Source organism: Streptomyces sp. NPDC102514 (genome assembly GCF_055584525.1).
Genome location: NZ_JBVJLW010000004.1, coordinates 470,280 through 486,302, shown reverse-complemented (window position 1 = coordinate 486,302; position 16,023 = coordinate 470,280). Strand labels below are relative to the sequence as shown.

Below are 16,023 nucleotides of genomic sequence, written 5' to 3'. Positions count from 1 at the left end.
CCGTGACGACCCCGACGCCCCTGACCGACCTGACAGACCTGAGAACCATGACGAAGAGGACGAGAAGGCGGGTGGGTCACTGATGGCCGAGCAGTTCGTCGGATCCGGCTGGGCGTTCCCGCTGCGCATCGGCCCCACCGGGGGCATCGCCATGGTGAGCGGGGAGCGCGAGATCGAGGAGTCCATCCGGCTCGTCCTGTCGACCGCGCCGGGCGAGCGGCCGATGCGCCCCGAGTTCGGCTGCGCCATCCACGACCTGGTGTTCGCCCCGGTCAACGAGGCGACCGCCGGCCGGATCCAGCACGAGGTGTACACGAGCCTCGACCGCTGGGAGCCGCGCATCGAGGTGAGCGACGTCGACGTGACGGCCGGCTCCGACACCGAGCAGGGCGTGCTCTTCATCGACGTCCGCTACTCGATCCGCGGCACCAACAACCCGCGCAGCCTCGTCTTCCCGTTCTACGTCATCCCCTACCACGAGGAACCCGACCTCCCCGGCCCGGGCGACTCCCCTGAAAGCGAACGCTGATGGCACTGCCCTCCCCGAACCTCGACGACCGCCGCTTCCAGCAGTTCGTCGACGACGCCAAGCGCTACATCCAGCAGCGCGCCCCGGAGTGGACCGATCACAACGTCTCCGACCCGGGCGTCACCCTCGTGGAAACGGTCGCCCACATGGCCGACCAGATCGTCTACCGGCTCAACCGGGTGCCGGAGAAGAACCACCTGGCGTTCCTGGACCTGGTGGGCATCACCCTCTTCCCGCCCTCCGCCGCGCGCACGGACGTCACGTTCTGGCTGTCCGCGCCGCAGGACGAGCCGGTACTCCTGCCGGTGGGCACCGAGGTCGCCACCACGCGCACCGAGAGCCAGGAGGCCGCGGTCTTCGCCACCGAGGACGAACTGACCATCGTGCCCTGCACGTTGCGGTACCTCGTGGTCCAGCGCGACGGCGAGCCCGTCACCGACAGGACCGCCGACCTCGCCGAGGGCAAGGACCTGATGTGCTTCACCGAGTCCCCGCGGCCCGGTGACTGCATGCTGATCGGGCTCGACACCGCCGTCCCGCACTGCGCGGTCGCGATGGAGCTGGACAGCCGCGTCGACGGTGTCGGCGTGGACCCGCGGCAGCCCCCGCTGGTGTGGGAGGCGTGGACCGAGGACGGCTGGGTCGTCTGTGAGATCGACCGGGACGGCACCGGTGGTCTCAACCGGCCCGGCGAGGTCGTCCTGCACATCCCGGGCGCGCACACCCTGTCGCGCACCGGCGGCCAGGAGGCCGGCTGGCTGCGCTGCCGCGTCACCGAGCCGCTGCCCGACCAGCCCTTCTACACGACCTCGCCGACGGTGCGTTCCGTGGACGCGTTCACGCTGGGCGGCACCACCACGACCGTGCACGCCGAGACCGTGACCGACGAGGCGCTCGGCGAGTCCACCGGCCTGCCCGGTCAGCGGCTGCGGCTGGCCCACTTCCCCGTGGTGGGCGACACGCCCCCGGTGCTGCTGCAGACCGCCGAGCACGAGGGCTGGACCGACTGGGAGGTCGTCCCGTCGTTCTCGGCGTCCACCCCGCAGGACCGGCACATCACCCTGGACGCGGCGACCGGCGACATCGCCTTCGGCCCGGCGGTACGGGAACCCGACGGCTCCCTGCGCCAGTACGGGGCGGTGGCCCCCAAGGGCTCTGTCATCCGCGCCCGGCGCTACCGCACGGGCGGCGGCCGGGCCGGGAACGTGGCGCGCGGCGCCGTCCAGGTGCTGCGCACCTCCGTCCCGTACGTCTCCGAGGTCGTCAACCGGGAGGCGGCGCGCGGCGGCGTCGACGGCGAGACGGTGGAGGAGGCGAAGACCCGCGCCCCCATCACCCTGCGCGCCCAGGAGCGGGCGGTGACCCTGCGCGACTACGAGGAGCTGGCCCGCCGGGCCGCGCCCGAGACGGCCCGCATCACCTGCCTGGAGGGCGACGAGGGCGAGCACGGGGCGTACGCGGTACGGGTGCTGGTGGTCCCCCAGGCCGTACCGGACCCCGGTGGCCGGCTGCGTTTCGAGCAACTGGTCCCCGGTGACGCGCTGTTGCACCGCATCACCCGGCACCTCGACGAACGGCGCCTGATCGGCACGCGCCTGGCGGTGGGCCCGCCCTTCTACCAGGGCATCACGGTGGTCGCCACGGTGCACGCCTTCCGCGGCACCGACACGGACCGGGTACGCCGTCAGGCGCACGACGCCCTGTACCGGCACCTCGACCCGCTGACCGGCGGCGCCGACGGGCGGGGCTGGCGCTTCGGCCGTCCCGTGCAGTCCGGGGAGGTCTTCGCCGTCCTCCAGCGGGTCCCCGGTGTCGAACTGGTCGACGAGGTCCAGCTCCACCCGGCCGACCCGCTGACCGGCAAGCGCGGCGACCCGACGGACCGCATCGACCTCGACGCCCCGTCCCTGGTCTTCTCCTTCGACCACCGCGTCCGAGTGATCGGAGACCGCGTATGACCCTCCACCGCCCGAGGACCCGGGGCCCGCTCCCGCCCGCCTGCGCGCGCGCGAAGGGAGTCCGGCCGTGAGGGGTTCCATCGACGGGCTGGGTTCCTCCGCGCCCATCGGCATGACACTGCCCGCCGTGTTCGCCGACGACGATCTGGCACAGCGGTTCGTCGGCGGGCTCGACGACGTGCTCGCGCCGATCCACGCCGTCCTCGACAACCTGGACTCCTACTTCACGCCGGCCCTGGCGCCGGTGGACTTCACCCGCTGGCTGGCCGGCTGGGTCGGCGCCGAGACCGACGGCAGCGAGCCCGAGGACCGGCTGCGCGCCGCCGTCGCCGCCGCCGCGTTCCTGCACCGGGTACGGGGCACCAGCCGCGGCCTGTCCGAGGCGGTGCGCCTGGTGTTCGGCGTGGCCCCGGAGATCACCGAGAGCGGCGGCGCCTCCTGGGACGCCCGGCCGCTCGGCCCGGTCCCCGGCGACCGCCGCCCGCGCCTGCACGTCGCTCTACGGCTGCCCGACCCGACCCGCGCGGACGAACACCGCCTCGACAGCCTGGTGGCAGCCGCCCGTCCCGCCCACATGCCCTACACGGTCCAGGTGACCGCCGCCGAAAGGACTCCCGAGAGATGACCAGCCAGAACTCCGGCACGGGACAGGAGCCGGCGCGCAGCTGTGCCGAGTGCGGCACCCGCGCGGAGCCCGGCCAGTCCTTCTGCGATTCCTGCGGCGCGGTGCTCGGCTGGGGCACCGGCCGCAACGCCGCGGCCCCGGTGCCCGCGACGGCCGCCGCCCCCGCGCGGGACTCCGCGACCGGCCGCGGGTCCGACGGCGATCCGGGCGGCACGCCGGGCACCGGTCCGGGCAGTGCTTCGGGCGGCGCACAGGGCAGCGAGCCGGGACGGGACGCGTTCGCCGTGTCCGGTGCCGGTGCGGGGGCGGCCCGCACGGCCCACGACACCCCGGCCGCGGGCCGCACCGCCGGTGACGAGACCCACCAGCGCGCCACCGGCTCCGGTGCCGGGTCCGCCCCGCCCGCGGCCACCCCGCCGAACACCTCGGCTCCGGCCGGTGCGGGCACCGCCATCCCCGAGCAGCGGACCGCGGCGCCGGCCCCCGCGTCCCCGGCCGCGCCGACCGACCCGGCCGCCCCCGACATCTTCTCCGCCCTCACCCCCGGCGCGGCCACCGGCGGCCGCGCGGACGACACGGACACCGAGCCGCGCGTGGGCCTCGGTCACGGCGCCCCGCCCGCGGCCCCCGCTCCCTCCGCCGCCGACACCGCGGGCGAGCGGGCCAGGTCCCTCCTCATCCCCGTGAACGACCCCGAACCCCGGGCTCCCGTCACCCCCGCCGTCGCCCCCGTGCTGCCGGGCGTCCCGCTGGCGGGCCGACCCCAGGTCCGCACCCCGGGCCCCGAGTCCGGCCCGCAGGACGGCCCGCCGTGCCCGTGGTGCTCCACCCCCAACCGGCCCGACCGGCACTTCTGCGCCCGCTGCGCCATGCCCATGGAGGGCGGCCCGCGTCCGCCGGAGCGGCAGACCTGGTGGCGCCGCCTGCTGAACTTCGGCAACGGGGACATCCCGTGGGCGGGCGAACGCCCCCGTCTGCGCCGCGGCTTCGGCCGCATCATGAACTGGGTCGTCGGCGCCGCCGTGATCGGCCTGGTCATCGCGCTGATCGTCAACATCGGCGACGGCATCGACGCGACCCGCGACCACTTCGCCAAGCGCGCCCCGGTCGGCCCGGACAGCTTCAGGGCGTCCCGCTCGTACCCCGGACACAGCCAGAAGCTCGCCTTCGACGGCCTCAGCAACACCTGGTGGGGCCCGGGGGTCTCGCAGGCCGGTGAGGGCGAGTGGATCGAGGCCCGCTTCGACACCCCGACCCGGCTGCTGGACGTGGTGATCACCTCGGGCGTCTCGGCCAAGCAGGAGCACCTCCAGGAGTCGGCCCTCCCGAAGCGCATCGAGGCGCAGATCACGACCGCCGACGGGAAGAAGACCAGCCGGTTCATCACCCTCGACCGGATCGCGGGCGGCCAGGCCCGCAAGTTCCGGGTGGGCGAGGTCCGCGTGGTGCGGTTCATCCTGCGCTCGGCGTACGCAGCCGACGCGAAGAAGCAGGTGTCCATCGCCGAGATCGAGTTCTTCGGCCGCTCGACCACCAGCAGGTCGTGACGAGCGCCACGGTGCCGACAAGGGCTGAAAACGGCCATCCCTGATGACTTATGACCCGCCCCGACCGCATCATGTGCAAGTTGTTGTCTCACGATGCGGTCGGGGTTGACGTGGCCATGGGGAAGAACGGAATACGGGCGGCGGGCGCCGTGGCGGGCTGCGCCCTGCTGCTCGCGGGCTGCGGCGGTCCGGACGGCGGCAGAGCCGGCGCCGCCGACCGCGAGCCCCTGACGGTCGCCAAGGCCCCCGCCCGGATCCCCGTACCGCTGGGCCGGGGCAGCAAGGTCGACAGCGACTTCAACGGCGACGGCCACCGCGACCTCGTACTCAACGATCTCGTGAAGCGCGACACCCACGGGGACGACGCCGGCATCGGGATCGTGTACGGCTCGGCCGACGGACTCGCCCCCGGGGCGCGGCAGTTGCTGAGTCCCACGCAGCACGCGGCCACCACCAAGGGGCAGTTGCCCGCCGTCTTCGACGCGGAGGCGAGCTGCGACCTGGACAAGGACGGCTTCACCGACCTCGTCGTGTCGACCGACCCGCCGTACGACGGTCAGGGACAGCCGCCGGTGCCGCTGCAGATCGTCTTCGGCTCGGCCCGGGGCCTGTCCGGCAAGGCGGTGAAACTGGCGATCCCGGCGCAGGCACGGTTCGGCAACGACTGGCCCGACCAGCCGGTGTGCGGCGACTTCAACGGCGACGGGGCGGCCGACCTCGTCGTGCACGCCTCCGACGGCCGCCTCAGCTATCTGCGCGGCCCCTTCACCCGCAAGGGCGCCCCGAAGGCGGCCGGCGCGCCGCTCGACTCGCCCGGCAACGCCCCGGCGCCGCCCGCCGTGGACGTCGACGGCGACGGCTACGACGACCTGCTGGTGCGTACGGCCGAGGGGTCCGGCACCTCCGCCTCCTCGCTCGTCATGGGCGGACCGACGGGCCCCGCCGGCACCGCGGTCGCCCTCCCGAAGGGCGTCGACGTCGCCTTCGGCCAGTTCGGCAGGGGCAAGGGACTCGACGCGGCGATCGGCACGCTGCGCGCCACGGCCCTGCGGTACGAGGTCCCGGGCACCCTGCGCGCCGAACTCGCCGTCGCCGGTACGGTCCTGGACGCCGGGGACTTCGACGGCGACGGGGTGAGCGAACTGGTCTCCAGCGGCTCGCAGCTGAGAATCCTCAAGGGCCGCTCCGGCGGCCTGTCCACGTCCGGCATGGTGACCGTGCAGCCGCCCGCCGGGGGCACCACGCGGGTCCTGACGGTGGCCGACTTCGACGGCGACAAGCGCGCGGACCTGGTGGTACGCACCTACCGCGGCGACACCGAGGACACGATCGCCGTGTACCCGGGCGCGAAGAAGACCCTGCTCGCACGCAAGCCCGCGCTCACCTTCTCCACATCGGAGTTCCTCGGCGCGGAGGGCTGATGCGCCGCACAGGCCCTCTGCCGGCCGCCGTCGCACTGCTGGCCTTCGGCTGCGGCCTGCTCACGGGCTGCGGTGAGGGCTCCCCCGCCACCCCCACCCCCACGAAGCCGGCCGCCGGAAAACCCTCCAACGACCCCCGCCCCAGCGACTTCAACGGCGACGGTTACGACGACTTCGCGACGGTCCTCACCTCCCGGTCGAAGGACAAGTCCCGGTCCGAGGAGAACCTGGTGGTGGTCTACGGCTCCCGCGACGGCCTGGCCCCGGCCACCGCGAGCCGCACCTCACCCGGCAAAAAGTTCGTGTACTTCACCCCCCTCCTGCGCACCGACCTCGACGGCGACGGCTACACCGACCTGGTCGTCGGCCGCGGCCGGGCCGACTCCCGCCTGACGACCCTCGCCCTCTTCGGCGGCGCCCGCGGCCTGGGCCCCGCCACCGAACTCACCGCCCTGCCGGAGGACTTCCGGCCGCTCGCCGCGGCCGACTTCGACGGCGACGGCTCGACCGACCTGCTCGACGGCGGCCAGCGCGGCACGGGCGACCCCTCCGCGACCGGGCCGGGCTCCGACGGGCTGCTCCTGCACGGCCCCTTCGACCGCAAGGGCACCCCGAAGCGCCGAGCCGCGCTCGACCTCGGCCAGCACGGGTACGCGACCCCCGCCACGGCCACCACCGGCGACTTCGACGCCGACGGGAAGGCGGAGGCGGTGTTCACGTACGCCTTCGACGCGGAGGAGGACGAGAGCGCGCCCGACGATCTGCACACGGTGGGCTACTACGAGGGCGACGAAGCCGGCCTGGTCCGCGACCCGGCGCGCGAGTCGGCCATCACCGAAGCCGTGGAGACCTTCGACGGCCCCCGCACCCCGGCCACCGGCGACGCGGACGGCGACGGCATCGACGACCTGCTGCTGCCCACCCAACTGAAAGTGGCCCCGGCGGACATGCCGGCCGAGGGCGGCGCGCTCACCATCCTGTACGGGGCCAGGTCGGGCCTGGGCGGCGGACGCGAGAAGTCGGTGATCGAGGGCGAGGGCGGCGCGAAACGGCGTATCGACTACGGCAGTTCACCGGCCGCCGGGGACGTGAACGGTGACGGCAGGCCGGACATCGTGGTCAACACCCCGGACTTCCGGCGCCACGACGGCAAGGTCACGCTGCTGCCCGGCGGCCCCGGGGGCGTCCCGTCGGCGGCCGGCGAACAGACCGTCGACGCCGGGACGGACGGCCTCCCCGGCACCCCGAACCCCCACTACTGGAACGCCTTCGACCACCAGCCCCCACTGCTCGACGTGAACGGCGACGCCCACGCCGACGCGGTGGTCTTCGGCCCGCTCTACGAGAAACGCGGGGGCGCGTTCCTGGTCCTACGGGGCACGGACGCCGGCTTCGACCCGAAGAAGGTCCAGCTCTTCACACCGGACGAGGTGGGCGTACCGCTGCGATTGAAGTGACCGGCCCTACCCAGCAGGGCGGTTGTCCAGATGAGCCGCCGATTCCACGCAGCGCCGTTCTCTGCGCCCGGCGCCGATCCGGTCCGTGATCATGTTGATTGCACAGGCGTCGGCGCACGAATGGGTGCTTCATGTGGTGGGAACAAGAGGTCCTTGCGGACACCGACCGGCTGCAGTGGACGTGGACGCCGCTGGAGGGTGTGGGGCCACTTCGGTTCGGGGCGAGCCACGAGGACGTGATCACTGCTCTCGGCACCGCCCGCGTCTCAACCGATGAGGATCAAGAGCACCGCTGGGCGCACTTCTACGGCTTGGGCGTCCGGACCTACTACGACCGGCACGAAGACAGAGGTCTGATGGCAATCGTCATCGACAGCCTCCGCGGGCCCCAGGTCCACTACGACGGCACCGCTTTCACCGGGCGGGCCCCGTCCGAGCTGAACCTGTGGATCGAGCAGATCTCAGAGGTGCGAGAGTGCCGCACGAGTATCCACGGGGAGCCCTACTTCCCCTCTCTCGGACTGGTGCTGCGGTCCACATCGAACGGCGACCACAATCTCAGCCGCCCCGTCTTCACCGACCGGGCATGGACCCAATGCGCACACCCGGAAGAACTTCTCCCGCCGCCATGGGCATGAACAGGGTTGCTGACCGCGGTTGCGCGGGGGGTGCCATGACCCGGCGGGCGCACCCTCTCGCAGGCCTCCTCCGGTGTCCCCGGCACCGCCGAGCCGATGGACTACTTCGGCTCCGACGTCCTCCTCACGGACGTCAACGCCGACTACACGGTCTCAGCGATCTTCGAGGGTGAGGGGGTCGGCGCGGTCACGGCGATGCTGTCCGACGGCACGGACGTCTCCCCGACCGGCGACCGCGGTTTCGGTCCGGGCGCCTTCGACCTGCCGTACACGTACGGCGCGTTCGGCGCGGGCCTCACCGGCTGAGCGCCGTCCGCCGGAGATGACGTATGAGCCCGGCGAGCCCGGCACCGGTGGTTTCCAGTACGGTGCCGGGGTCTTCGCTCTCGCGGAGGAGGAGGGTGCTCCGACCGGCGCCTATCTCCAGGCAGTTGGGGCCCTCCTGATCGCCGGAGAACGAGGACTTCTGCCAGTCGCCGGCCTGTGCCATGTCAGGTTTTCTCATTGGTCCTTGGTCAGTCGGTGGATGAAGTCCCTCGACTCTACGACGCCCAATGCCGACTTCTGCACCTCCACGAAGGACCGCCGATACCGGTCGAGCTGGGCCTCCGCGTCCAAGAAGGTGCCTGCGTGCGCGGCGTCCAAAAGGACCGTGTCCAGCGCTGGAACAGGACCGCCCAGAAGCAGCGTGGCGTAGAGGACCTTGAAGCCGTCCACATCGAACGGCACGACGCGCAGGTCGATTTGAGGGCGCTCGGCCTGCTCCAGGATGTGACGCAACTGCCGTCGGGCCACACCACGGCCGGCCCTCCTGATGCGAAGAGCGGCTTCGTGAATCACCACCTCGTAAACGAAGTCGTCCTGGTCAAGGACCTCCTGGCGCCGCAACCGGAACAGCGTCCTGGCCGCGCGCTGCTCTTCCGCCATCCCCCAGAACGTCTCGCCGTAGAGCGCCTGTACGTGCTCTTCGGTCTGCAACAAGCCGGGGATGCTGACCATCTCGAACGATCTCAAGTAGCTCGCGTGGTACTCCAGTTCAGCCAGATCGACAAAGGCCCGCGGGAGACGACCGCGATACTCCTCCCACCACCCCCGCACCCGCTCGGTCGCCATGACCGCCAGCGCGTCGACGAGTGGGCTGTCCCCAACTCCGTAGTGGCTGGCCAGAAACCGAACGCGCTCCGCGCTCACGCCGACGCGCGCGGACTCCACGTTCGAGAGCTTGCCCTCGTTGATCCCCGTCGCACGGGCGGCTTCCCGAAGTCCCAGCCCTGACCGCTCCCGAAGCTTGCGCAACTCCGCGCCCAAGCGCTCCTGCCTCACCGTAATGACGGTCCTGGCGACCATGCGCCCCTCTTTCCCCATGAGTTGAGGTCACGATAGTGCGGGAGTAGCTTGACCCGGGTCAAGCTACTCCCCTACCTTCAGTGACGACACGAACACTCACTGGAGTGGAAGTGCGGCGCATCGTCGTGCCAGCGGCGGACGCACTGCCGGCCACCACTCCGCCCCCACCCCCACCCCGTACCGGGAGCCCCCATGCCCACACCCGTGCCCGCGCCCTGGGAGTACACCCTCTACATCCCCCACGACCCCCGAGCCGTGGGCATCTGCCGTCGGGCCCTGCGTGACATCCTGACCAGCCATCACCTCCCCGCCCTCGTCGAGCCCGCGGAGCTGCTCGCCTCCGAGCTGCTCGGGAACGCCATCCGGCACACCAAGGGCCCCGCCGCCCTCAAGCTCAGACGGTCGGGGCCCACCCTCCGTCTCGGCGCCTGGGACACGGACCCGACCCCGCCCGGCACCAAGCCGCAGGACGACGAGTCGGGCGAGGGCAGGGGCCTGCACCTCGTGGACGCGTACGCCGACGACTGGGGCTGGTTCCAGGTCAACGGCACGGCGGGCAAATACGTCTGGTGCGAACTGGGCGCCCATTGAGGGGCGCGGGGAACGGCTCAGCCTTTCGCCTTTGCCCTTAGGGGCGCGGGGAACTGCGCGGCCCGCCCCCACCGGCCCGCAGATCACCGTCACGCCCGCACAACCCCACCCCTACTCCAGGTGTCACACAGGTGAACTCATCGGATCCACCTGATTCGGCCACCCGGCCACCCCTTTACGGCCAGCCACCCCACCCCCTGGAGGCCCCCGTGCGCATACGGACGTACGCCACCCTCGCCGTCACCGTCGCCGCAGCGGCCACCTCGGCCCTCACCCTCACCCCCGCGGCAGCGGCAACCGCTGCCGTGCCCCAACCCTCCCCCTCCACCAGCGACTTCAACGGCGACGGCTACGCCGACCTGGCCGTCGGCGTGCCGGACGGTGCCGTCGCCGGCAAGGCGAGAGCCGGGTACGTCAACATCCTGTGGGGCGGCAGGAAGGGCATCGGCGCCCACGGCGGCATCCGCATCACCCAGGCCACCCCCGAAGTACCCGGCACCCCCGAGGCCGGCGACCGCTTCGGCGCCTCCGTGCTCCTGGAGGACCTCAACGGCGACGGCATCGCGGAACTCCTCGCCGGCGCCCCCGGCGAGGACATCACCGGGCGCGGCACGGACGCCGGCGTGGTCGTCGTGGTGGGCGGCGCGAAGGGCGGCCCCGGCCCCGGCGCCAACGTCACCACCGGCCCCGCCGCCTCCGCCGCGTACGGACAGTCGGTCGCCGCGGCCGACCTGACCGGCGACGGCAGCAGGGACATCGTGGTCGGCGGCAGGGACAAGGTGGTCCTGCGCACCGCCGACGGCCTCGCCGCGACCGTGGTCAGCGCCCCCATGGGCGGCCGTGCCCCGGTCCTGACCACCGGCGACTTCACCGGTGACGGCGCCGCGGACCTGGCGGTGGGCTACTGGACGAACGACCCGTTCACCCAGTCCCACGTACGGATCTGGGCCTGGGAGAGGGCCGAGGAGGCCCTGGCCAACGTGTGGAACACCGACAACGCCGGCGTCTCCGCCCTGGCCTCCGGCGACTTCGACGGCGACGGCCACGACGACCTGGTCCTCGGCGAGTGCCGCGAGATCGCCGACGAGAACATCGACGACCCGTGCGGCCCCGAGGAGTACGCGCTGGGCGGCGGCGTCCACATCCACTACGGCGCCGCCTCCGCCGGCTCGTTCGGCTCCCGCAGGCAGACCCTGAACCAGGACACGGTCGGCGTACGGGGCCGCGCCGAGTCCGGCGACCGCTTCGGCGCGGCTCTCGCCGTCGCCGACCTGAACGGCGACGGCCGCGACGACCTCGTCGCGGGCGCTCCCGGCGAGGCGATCGGCACCCGGGCGGACGCGGGCGCCGTCACCGTGCTGTTCGGCATGAAGAACGGTCTGGTCGACGAGTTCGGTGAGGGGACCGCGGTCGCGTACAACCAGGGCACCCCGCGTGTGCCGGGCGCGGCGGAGGCCGGGGACGCCTTCGGCGCGGCCGTCGCGACCGGCGACTACGATCACGACGGCAGGAAGGACCTGGCTGTCGGTTCCCCGGGCGAGAACGTCAACTCCGGTGGCCTGTGGGCGTTCCCGCACGCGAGTGCCGACGGCTCCTACGCCCTGACCCCCGCCCGGCTGGGCCTGCCCGCCCCGACGAGCGCGCTCACCTACGGCAAAACCCTGAGCAGCCTCTGACAAAACATCTGGCACATCCCCTAGGGCACCCCTAGGGGATGTCACAGGTCGGCCGCAAAGCCGGGTCCGATGCCCCGGGCCCGGCACGTGACTCTGCGGGACCAGGTACGTTCGATTACGTGGCTGGATTCAGGATCGGACGCGGCCGGGACAACCGCACGCAGCAGGCGCCTCCGCAACAACAGCGGCAGCAGCCGTACGGACAGCAGGCCCCCCAGGGCGGCCCGTCGTACGGCTATCCCCCCGCGCCCGGGACCAACCCTCAGCAGCCCCAGTACGGCGGTGGCGGCGGCAACGGCCCGCAGCAGTGGCCGCAGGGCGGCGGACACCCCCAGGGGAACGGACACGGTGAGCCGGAGTACTTCGGCGACCCGGGCCACCCCCCGCAGGGCCGTCACCCCCAGGGCCACCAGCCCCGCGGTCACCAGCCGCAGGGCCACGACCCGTACGCGGCCAACCAGCCGGGGCACACGACGGCGTTCTCCGTCGGCGAGGACCCGTACAACCAGGGCGACACCTACCGTGCGGGCAGCACGTCCGCGCCGCCCGTCGGCCCGCCCCTGCACTGGAAGGAACTGCTGAGCGGCGTCGTCATGCGCCCGAACCAGACCTTCCTGCACATGCGCGACTACACGATGTGGGGCCCCGCCCTCATCGTCACGTTCCTCTACGGCCTGCTGGCCGTCTTCGGCTTCGACGGCGCCCGCGCGGACGCCATAAACGCCACCCTGTCGAACGCGGTCCCCATCGTCCTGGTGACGGCGGTCGCGATCGTGCTCAGCGCGTTCATCCTGGGCGTGGTCACCCACACCCTGGCCCGCCAGCTCGGCGGCGACGGCGCCTGGCAGCCCACGGTCGGCCTCTCGATGCTGATCATGTCGCTCACGGACGCGCCGCGGCTGGTCGTCGCGATGTTCGCGAGCGGCGACGCGCCCTTCGTGCGCATCCTGGGCTGGGCGACCTGGGTGGCGGCGGGCGCGCTGTTCACGCTGATGGTCGGCAAGTCGCACGACCTGCCGTGGCCGAAGGCCCTGGGAGCGTCGGCGATCCAGCTGATCGCCCTGCTGTCGATCATCAAGCTGGGCACGTTCTAGCAGCCCCGCACACGCTCTGCGCACGCCCTGCGTGAGGGAGGCCGGCCGCTCGCGGTCCGGCCTCCCGGCATGTCCGGCCCCGAACGGCACGAACGGGTGCCCGGCCCGTCCGGCGGGAGCACCATGGAAGCCATGGACGCTACGAAAGCCATGCACGCCATGCCCGCCACGGACACCGCGGACACCGCGGACACCACGGCCGCGCGCGAAGCCGCTCAGGAGGTCAGCGCACCCGGCCGCGTGGCCGCCCCCGACGAGGGCATCAGCCACGAGGAACTCGCCCTCGCGGCCCGCAACCACGGCCTCCCCCTGGAGGCCCTGCGCTACGACGTGACCCCGCCCGGACTGCACTACATCCTCGTCCACTACGACATACCGGCCGCCGACGCCGACACCTGGACCCTCAGGATCCACGGCCGCGTCCGTACGCCCCTGACCCTGGACCTGGCCGCCCTGCGCGCCCTCCCGCCGGTCACCCACCGCGTGACGATGGAGTGCGCGGGCAACGGCAGGGCCCGGCTCGCCCCCCGCCCCGTGAGCCAGCCCTGGCTGGTCGAGGCGGTCGGCACGGCGGACTGGACGGGCGTACCCCTGCGGACGCTGCTCGCCGAGGTGGGCGTGCGGCCGGACGCCGTCGAGGCGGTCTTCACGGGCGCCGACCACGGCGTGGAACGCGGCGTCGAGCAGGACTACGGCCGCAGTCTGACGGTCCAGGACGCCACCGCCGCCGACCCCGAGGTGCTGGTGGCGTACGAGATGAACGGCGCCCCGCTGCCACCGCAGCACGGCTACCCGGTGCGGCTGATCGTCCCCGGCTGGTACGGCATGGCGCATGTGAAGTGGCTGACCGACATCGAGCTGACCGACGTCCCCTTCACGGGCTTCCAGCAGGCGGTGGCGTACCGCTTCCGCCAGTCCGCCGGCGAGCCCGGCGACCCGGTGACCCGTATCGCCCCGCGCGCGCTGATGATCCCGCCCGGCTTCCCCGACTTCATGTCCCGCACCCGGGTCGTACGCCCCGGTCCCGTGCGGTTGGAGGGGCGGGCCTGGTCGGGCCGCGCACCGGTCACGAAGGTCGAGGTCAGCGCGGACGACGGCGCGTCCTGGCAGGCCGCCGAACTCGCCGCGGCGGACGGTGGTCCATGGTCCTGGCGGCACTGGCACACGCCCTGGACGGCGACCCCCGGCCGCCACGTCCTGACGGCCCGCGCCACGGACGCCGAGGGCACGGCCCAGCCGCTCACCCCGCCGTGGAACCGGGGCGGCTTCGCCAACAACGAGGTCCAGCGGATCCCGGTGGTCTGCCAGTAGCCGGACAGCCGGAGGCGCAGCCGTCACCGCGGCTCAGGCGGCGGCTTCCACCAGGGCGTGCCGGGTGGTGAGCCACACGCTCGCGTCCGACGCGACGCGCGCCTGCCGCGGCCCGCGGAACCCGAGGTGCCGCAGCTGGTCCCCGTGCCGGGCGGACATGGTGACCGCGACGGCGGTGGCGTCCTGCGCGTCGACGGCCCGCAGCCCCGGAGCCAGCAGCCCGTCGACCACCGTACGGTCCCAGGCCTCCGTCTCGTCCGGAGCGCAGACGGCGATCAGCGTCCAGTACGGCGTGGACCGGTCGGGCCCGGCCGCCGTCAGCACGGTCGACAGGAACGGGTGCTGCGGCAGGCAGAAGGCGGGCTCGGCGGCGGAACGGCCGGTGGGGAGTTCACGGGAGAGCACGCTCCTGAGGTGCGGGCCGGGAGGATCGGTGCCGGTTCCGGGCGGCAGCCAGATCGCGGCGGCCAGCAGCGTGCCGTCGTCGTCCCGCTCGGCCACCCACACCTGCCCCTTCTCCAGGGCGTGATGGGCCAGCACGAGCCGCATGGCGCGCTGAGCCTGCTCCGAGTACCCGGCGGAGCTCTGCGTGATCAACCGCGCCACGGCGGGTACGTCGACGAGTCCGGCGGCGCGCACGGCGGCCCGTACGGGGATCTCAAGAGTGGTCATGGTCATTTTCTACGTTCACTACCTTTCAGAGAGCGGCCCGGCTCATGCCGGTGAGATTGACAATGCCGGTCAGTTTGCCGACACCTTCGGCCCCTGCCGCCTGGACATCCTGGATGTGGGCCTTCTGCTCCACTCCGGTCCGCGGCAGGCTGAGCAGGACGACTCCGCGGGCGGCGGCTGCGGCCCCGACCAGGGCCAGCAGCCCTCCGAACCCGCCGAATCCTCCGTACTGCACGCCCTCGCCGAGCAGGGTGACGCCGATCGCGGACGCGGCGACGGGGTTGACCAGGGTGAGCACGGCGAGCGGCCCGCCGAGACCGCTGCGGTACGCCCTCTGCGAGAGCAGCACCCCGGCAATGGCGAACCCCACGGTCAGGACGGCCACCGCCGCGAGGCTCCAGCCCGGCGCGGACCCGACGGCGAGCTTCTGCGCGAGCGTCGAGCCCACCCCGGAGGCGATACCCGAGGCCGCCGCGAAGGCGAGACCGCCGCCCGGGGTGGCGGCCCGGCCTGCGCCGCGACCCGAGCCGCCGAGACGGACGAGCGCCACGACCGCACCGGCGGCGGCGAGCGAGACAAGGAGCACTTCCCCCGTCCCCAGCGTGTCGACGGGCGCGCCGCCGGACGCGGTGGCGGCGAGCAGCGCGACGAGCCCGACAAGGGTGAAGACCATCCCGCGCCACTGCCTGCCGGAGGTCCGACGGCGGGTGACCAGCGACCCGAGGGGCACCGCCACCACCAGGCTCAGCGCGCCGAGCGGCTGTACGAGGGTCAGCGGCCCGTACCGCAGGGCCACCACGTGCAGCAGCGCCCCGCCGCCGTTCAGGGCGACGGATCCCCACCAGGCCGGGCGGGTCAGCGTGGACCGCAGACTCGCGGTTCCGGCGGCGGTCCGTTCCTGGACCACGGCGGCGGTGGCGTAACAGACGGCGGAGACGAGGGAGAGGCCGACGGCCAGCAGTACTGCCACGGTGCCCCTCCTTCGTCTCCAGGTCAATTCCCGAGTCGATCGATACGAAACGGTTTCGTACACACAAACTACGGAAGCCGGAAGCGAAACGCAAGCGTTTCTTTAGAGGGTGTGCCACCCGACCGAAGCGGGCACGGACTGTCGGGTCCGGCAAGGTACGACGTTCCTAACGTGGAGGACGCAAAGG

16 protein-coding genes are annotated in these 16,023 nt (G+C 72.8%); 12 read left to right on the top strand and 4 right to left on the bottom strand.

All coding sequences use genetic code 11. From position 1 onward, the window contains the following. Positions 1–82: 82 nt before the first annotated feature. From ACZ60E_RS13515 to ACZ60E_RS13480, 8 genes are all read left to right on the top strand, one after another. A complete protein-coding gene (locus ACZ60E_RS13515; protein WP_384805962.1) occupies positions 83–529 on the top strand; it encodes a GPW/gp25 family protein in 447 nt (148 codons plus the stop codon). Beyond that, on the top strand, positions 529–2,487 hold the full coding sequence (locus ACZ60E_RS13510; protein ID WP_384805964.1) for a putative baseplate assembly protein: 1,959 nt from the start codon (positions 529–531) through the stop codon (positions 2,485–2,487). The genes ACZ60E_RS13515 and ACZ60E_RS13510 overlap by 1 nt, the downstream gene beginning before the upstream one ends. Positions 2,488–2,554: 67 nt before the next feature. After that, positions 2,555–3,112, top strand: coding sequence for a phage tail protein (locus ACZ60E_RS13505; protein ID WP_384805966.1), 558 nt, complete (start codon positions 2,555–2,557; stop codon positions 3,110–3,112). Then, positions 3,109–4,659 carry an NADase-type glycan-binding domain-containing protein gene (locus ACZ60E_RS13500; protein WP_469440181.1) on the top strand — a complete coding sequence of 517 codons (1,551 nt, stop codon included), beginning with the start codon at positions 3,109–3,111 and terminating at the stop codon, positions 4,657–4,659. The genes ACZ60E_RS13505 and ACZ60E_RS13500 overlap by 4 nt, the downstream gene beginning before the upstream one ends. Positions 4,660–4,775: 116 nt before the next feature. Beyond that, positions 4,776–6,080: an FG-GAP repeat domain-containing protein gene (locus ACZ60E_RS13495; protein ID WP_469440179.1), complete on the top strand. Its 1,305-nt coding sequence runs from the start codon at positions 4,776–4,778 to the stop codon at positions 6,078–6,080. After that, on the top strand, positions 6,080–7,537 hold the full coding sequence (locus ACZ60E_RS13490) for an FG-GAP and VCBS repeat-containing protein (RefSeq protein ID WP_469440177.1): 1,458 nt from the start codon (positions 6,080–6,082) through the stop codon (positions 7,535–7,537). The genes ACZ60E_RS13495 and ACZ60E_RS13490 overlap by 1 nt, the downstream gene beginning before the upstream one ends. A 131-nt stretch (positions 7,538–7,668) precedes the next feature. Continuing rightward, on the top strand, positions 7,669–8,175 hold the full coding sequence (locus ACZ60E_RS13485; RefSeq protein WP_469440176.1) for a hypothetical protein: 507 nt from the start codon (positions 7,669–7,671) through the stop codon (positions 8,173–8,175). 96 nt (positions 8,176–8,271) lie between these two features. Beyond that, the gene (locus tag ACZ60E_RS13480) at positions 8,272–8,481 is read left to right on the top strand and encodes a hypothetical protein (protein WP_453792954.1); all 210 of its coding nucleotides are present in this window, start codon (positions 8,272–8,274) and stop codon (positions 8,479–8,481) included. On the opposite strand, the gene ACZ60E_RS13475 is transcribed toward ACZ60E_RS13480, so the two are convergent. Further along, the gene (locus ACZ60E_RS13475) at positions 8,471–8,665 is read right to left on the bottom strand and encodes a DUF397 domain-containing protein (protein WP_469440174.1); all 195 of its coding nucleotides are present in this window, start codon (positions 8,663–8,665) and stop codon (positions 8,471–8,473) included. The genes ACZ60E_RS13480 and ACZ60E_RS13475 overlap by 11 nt on opposite strands. A gap of 11 nt (positions 8,666–8,676) precedes the next feature. Further along, positions 8,677–9,522, bottom strand: coding sequence for a helix-turn-helix domain-containing protein (locus ACZ60E_RS13470; RefSeq protein WP_469440173.1), 846 nt, complete (start codon positions 9,520–9,522; stop codon positions 8,677–8,679). Between the two features lie 192 nt (positions 9,523–9,714). Between ACZ60E_RS13470 and ACZ60E_RS13465 the strand changes: the two genes are divergently transcribed. The 4 genes from ACZ60E_RS13465 to ACZ60E_RS13450 all read left to right on the top strand — a co-directional run bounded on the left by ACZ60E_RS13465 (position 9,715) and on the right by ACZ60E_RS13450 (position 14,194). Then, entirely contained in the window at positions 9,715–10,113 is a 399-nt protein-coding gene (locus ACZ60E_RS13465; RefSeq protein WP_469440171.1) for an ATP-binding protein, read from the top strand. A 209-nt stretch (positions 10,114–10,322) separates the two neighbouring features. Next, a complete protein-coding gene (locus tag ACZ60E_RS13460) occupies positions 10,323–11,789 on the top strand; it encodes an FG-GAP-like repeat-containing protein (protein WP_469440169.1) in 1,467 nt (488 codons plus the stop codon). Positions 11,790–11,827: 38 nt separating this feature from the next. After that, positions 11,828–12,883, top strand: a complete 1,056-nt coding sequence (locus ACZ60E_RS13455) for a Yip1 family protein (protein WP_469440167.1) — start codon at positions 11,828–11,830, stop codon at positions 12,881–12,883. A 159-nt stretch (positions 12,884–13,042) separates the two neighbouring features. Next, a complete protein-coding gene (locus tag ACZ60E_RS13450) occupies positions 13,043–14,194 on the top strand; it encodes a sulfite oxidase (protein ID WP_469440473.1) in 1,152 nt (383 codons plus the stop codon). 33 nt (positions 14,195–14,227) lie between these two features. Here ACZ60E_RS13450 and ACZ60E_RS13445 read toward each other — a convergent pair whose 3' ends face one another. Then, positions 14,228–14,866: a hypothetical protein gene (locus ACZ60E_RS13445; protein WP_384805986.1), complete on the bottom strand. Its 639-nt coding sequence runs from the start codon at positions 14,864–14,866 to the stop codon at positions 14,228–14,230. A 25-nt stretch (positions 14,867–14,891) separates the two neighbouring features. After that, a complete protein-coding gene (locus ACZ60E_RS13440) occupies positions 14,892–15,836 on the bottom strand; it encodes a DMT family protein (RefSeq protein ID WP_469440165.1) in 945 nt (314 codons plus the stop codon). Positions 15,837–16,023 lie beyond the last annotated feature (187 nt).

Excerpts from the sequence above, each read along its gene's own strand:
- ACZ60E_RS13515 (WP_384805962.1), top strand. The coding sequence starts at position 83 with ATGGCCGAGCAGTTCGTCGGATCCGGCTGGGCGTTCCCGCTGCGCATC.
- ACZ60E_RS13510 (WP_384805964.1), top strand. The coding sequence starts at position 529 with ATGGCACTGCCCTCCCCGAACCTCGACGACCGCCGCTTCCAGCAGTTC.
- ACZ60E_RS13500 (WP_469440181.1), top strand. The coding sequence starts at position 3,109 with ATGACCAGCCAGAACTCCGGCACGGGACAGGAGCCGGCGCGCAGCTGT.
- ACZ60E_RS13495 (WP_469440179.1), top strand. The coding sequence starts at position 4,776 with ATGGGGAAGAACGGAATACGGGCGGCGGGCGCCGTGGCGGGCTGCGCC.
- ACZ60E_RS13490 (WP_469440177.1), top strand. The coding sequence starts at position 6,080 with ATGCGCCGCACAGGCCCTCTGCCGGCCGCCGTCGCACTGCTGGCCTTC.
- ACZ60E_RS13485 (WP_469440176.1), top strand. The coding sequence starts at position 7,669 with ATGTGGTGGGAACAAGAGGTCCTTGCGGACACCGACCGGCTGCAGTGG.
- ACZ60E_RS13480 (WP_453792954.1), top strand. The coding sequence starts at position 8,272 with ATGGACTACTTCGGCTCCGACGTCCTCCTCACGGACGTCAACGCCGAC.
- ACZ60E_RS13475 (WP_469440174.1), bottom strand. The coding sequence starts at position 8,665 with ATGGCACAGGCCGGCGACTGGCAGAAGTCCTCGTTCTCCGGCGATCAG.
- ACZ60E_RS13470 (WP_469440173.1), bottom strand. The coding sequence starts at position 9,522 with ATGGTCGCCAGGACCGTCATTACGGTGAGGCAGGAGCGCTTGGGCGCG.
- ACZ60E_RS13465 (WP_469440171.1), top strand. The coding sequence starts at position 9,715 with ATGCCCACACCCGTGCCCGCGCCCTGGGAGTACACCCTCTACATCCCC.
- ACZ60E_RS13455 (WP_469440167.1), top strand. The coding sequence starts at position 11,828 with ATGTCACAGGTCGGCCGCAAAGCCGGGTCCGATGCCCCGGGCCCGGCA.
- ACZ60E_RS13450 (WP_469440473.1), top strand. The coding sequence starts at position 13,043 with ATGCCCGCCACGGACACCGCGGACACCGCGGACACCACGGCCGCGCGC.
- ACZ60E_RS13445 (WP_384805986.1), bottom strand. The coding sequence starts at position 14,866 with ATGACCACTCTTGAGATCCCCGTACGGGCCGCCGTGCGCGCCGCCGGA.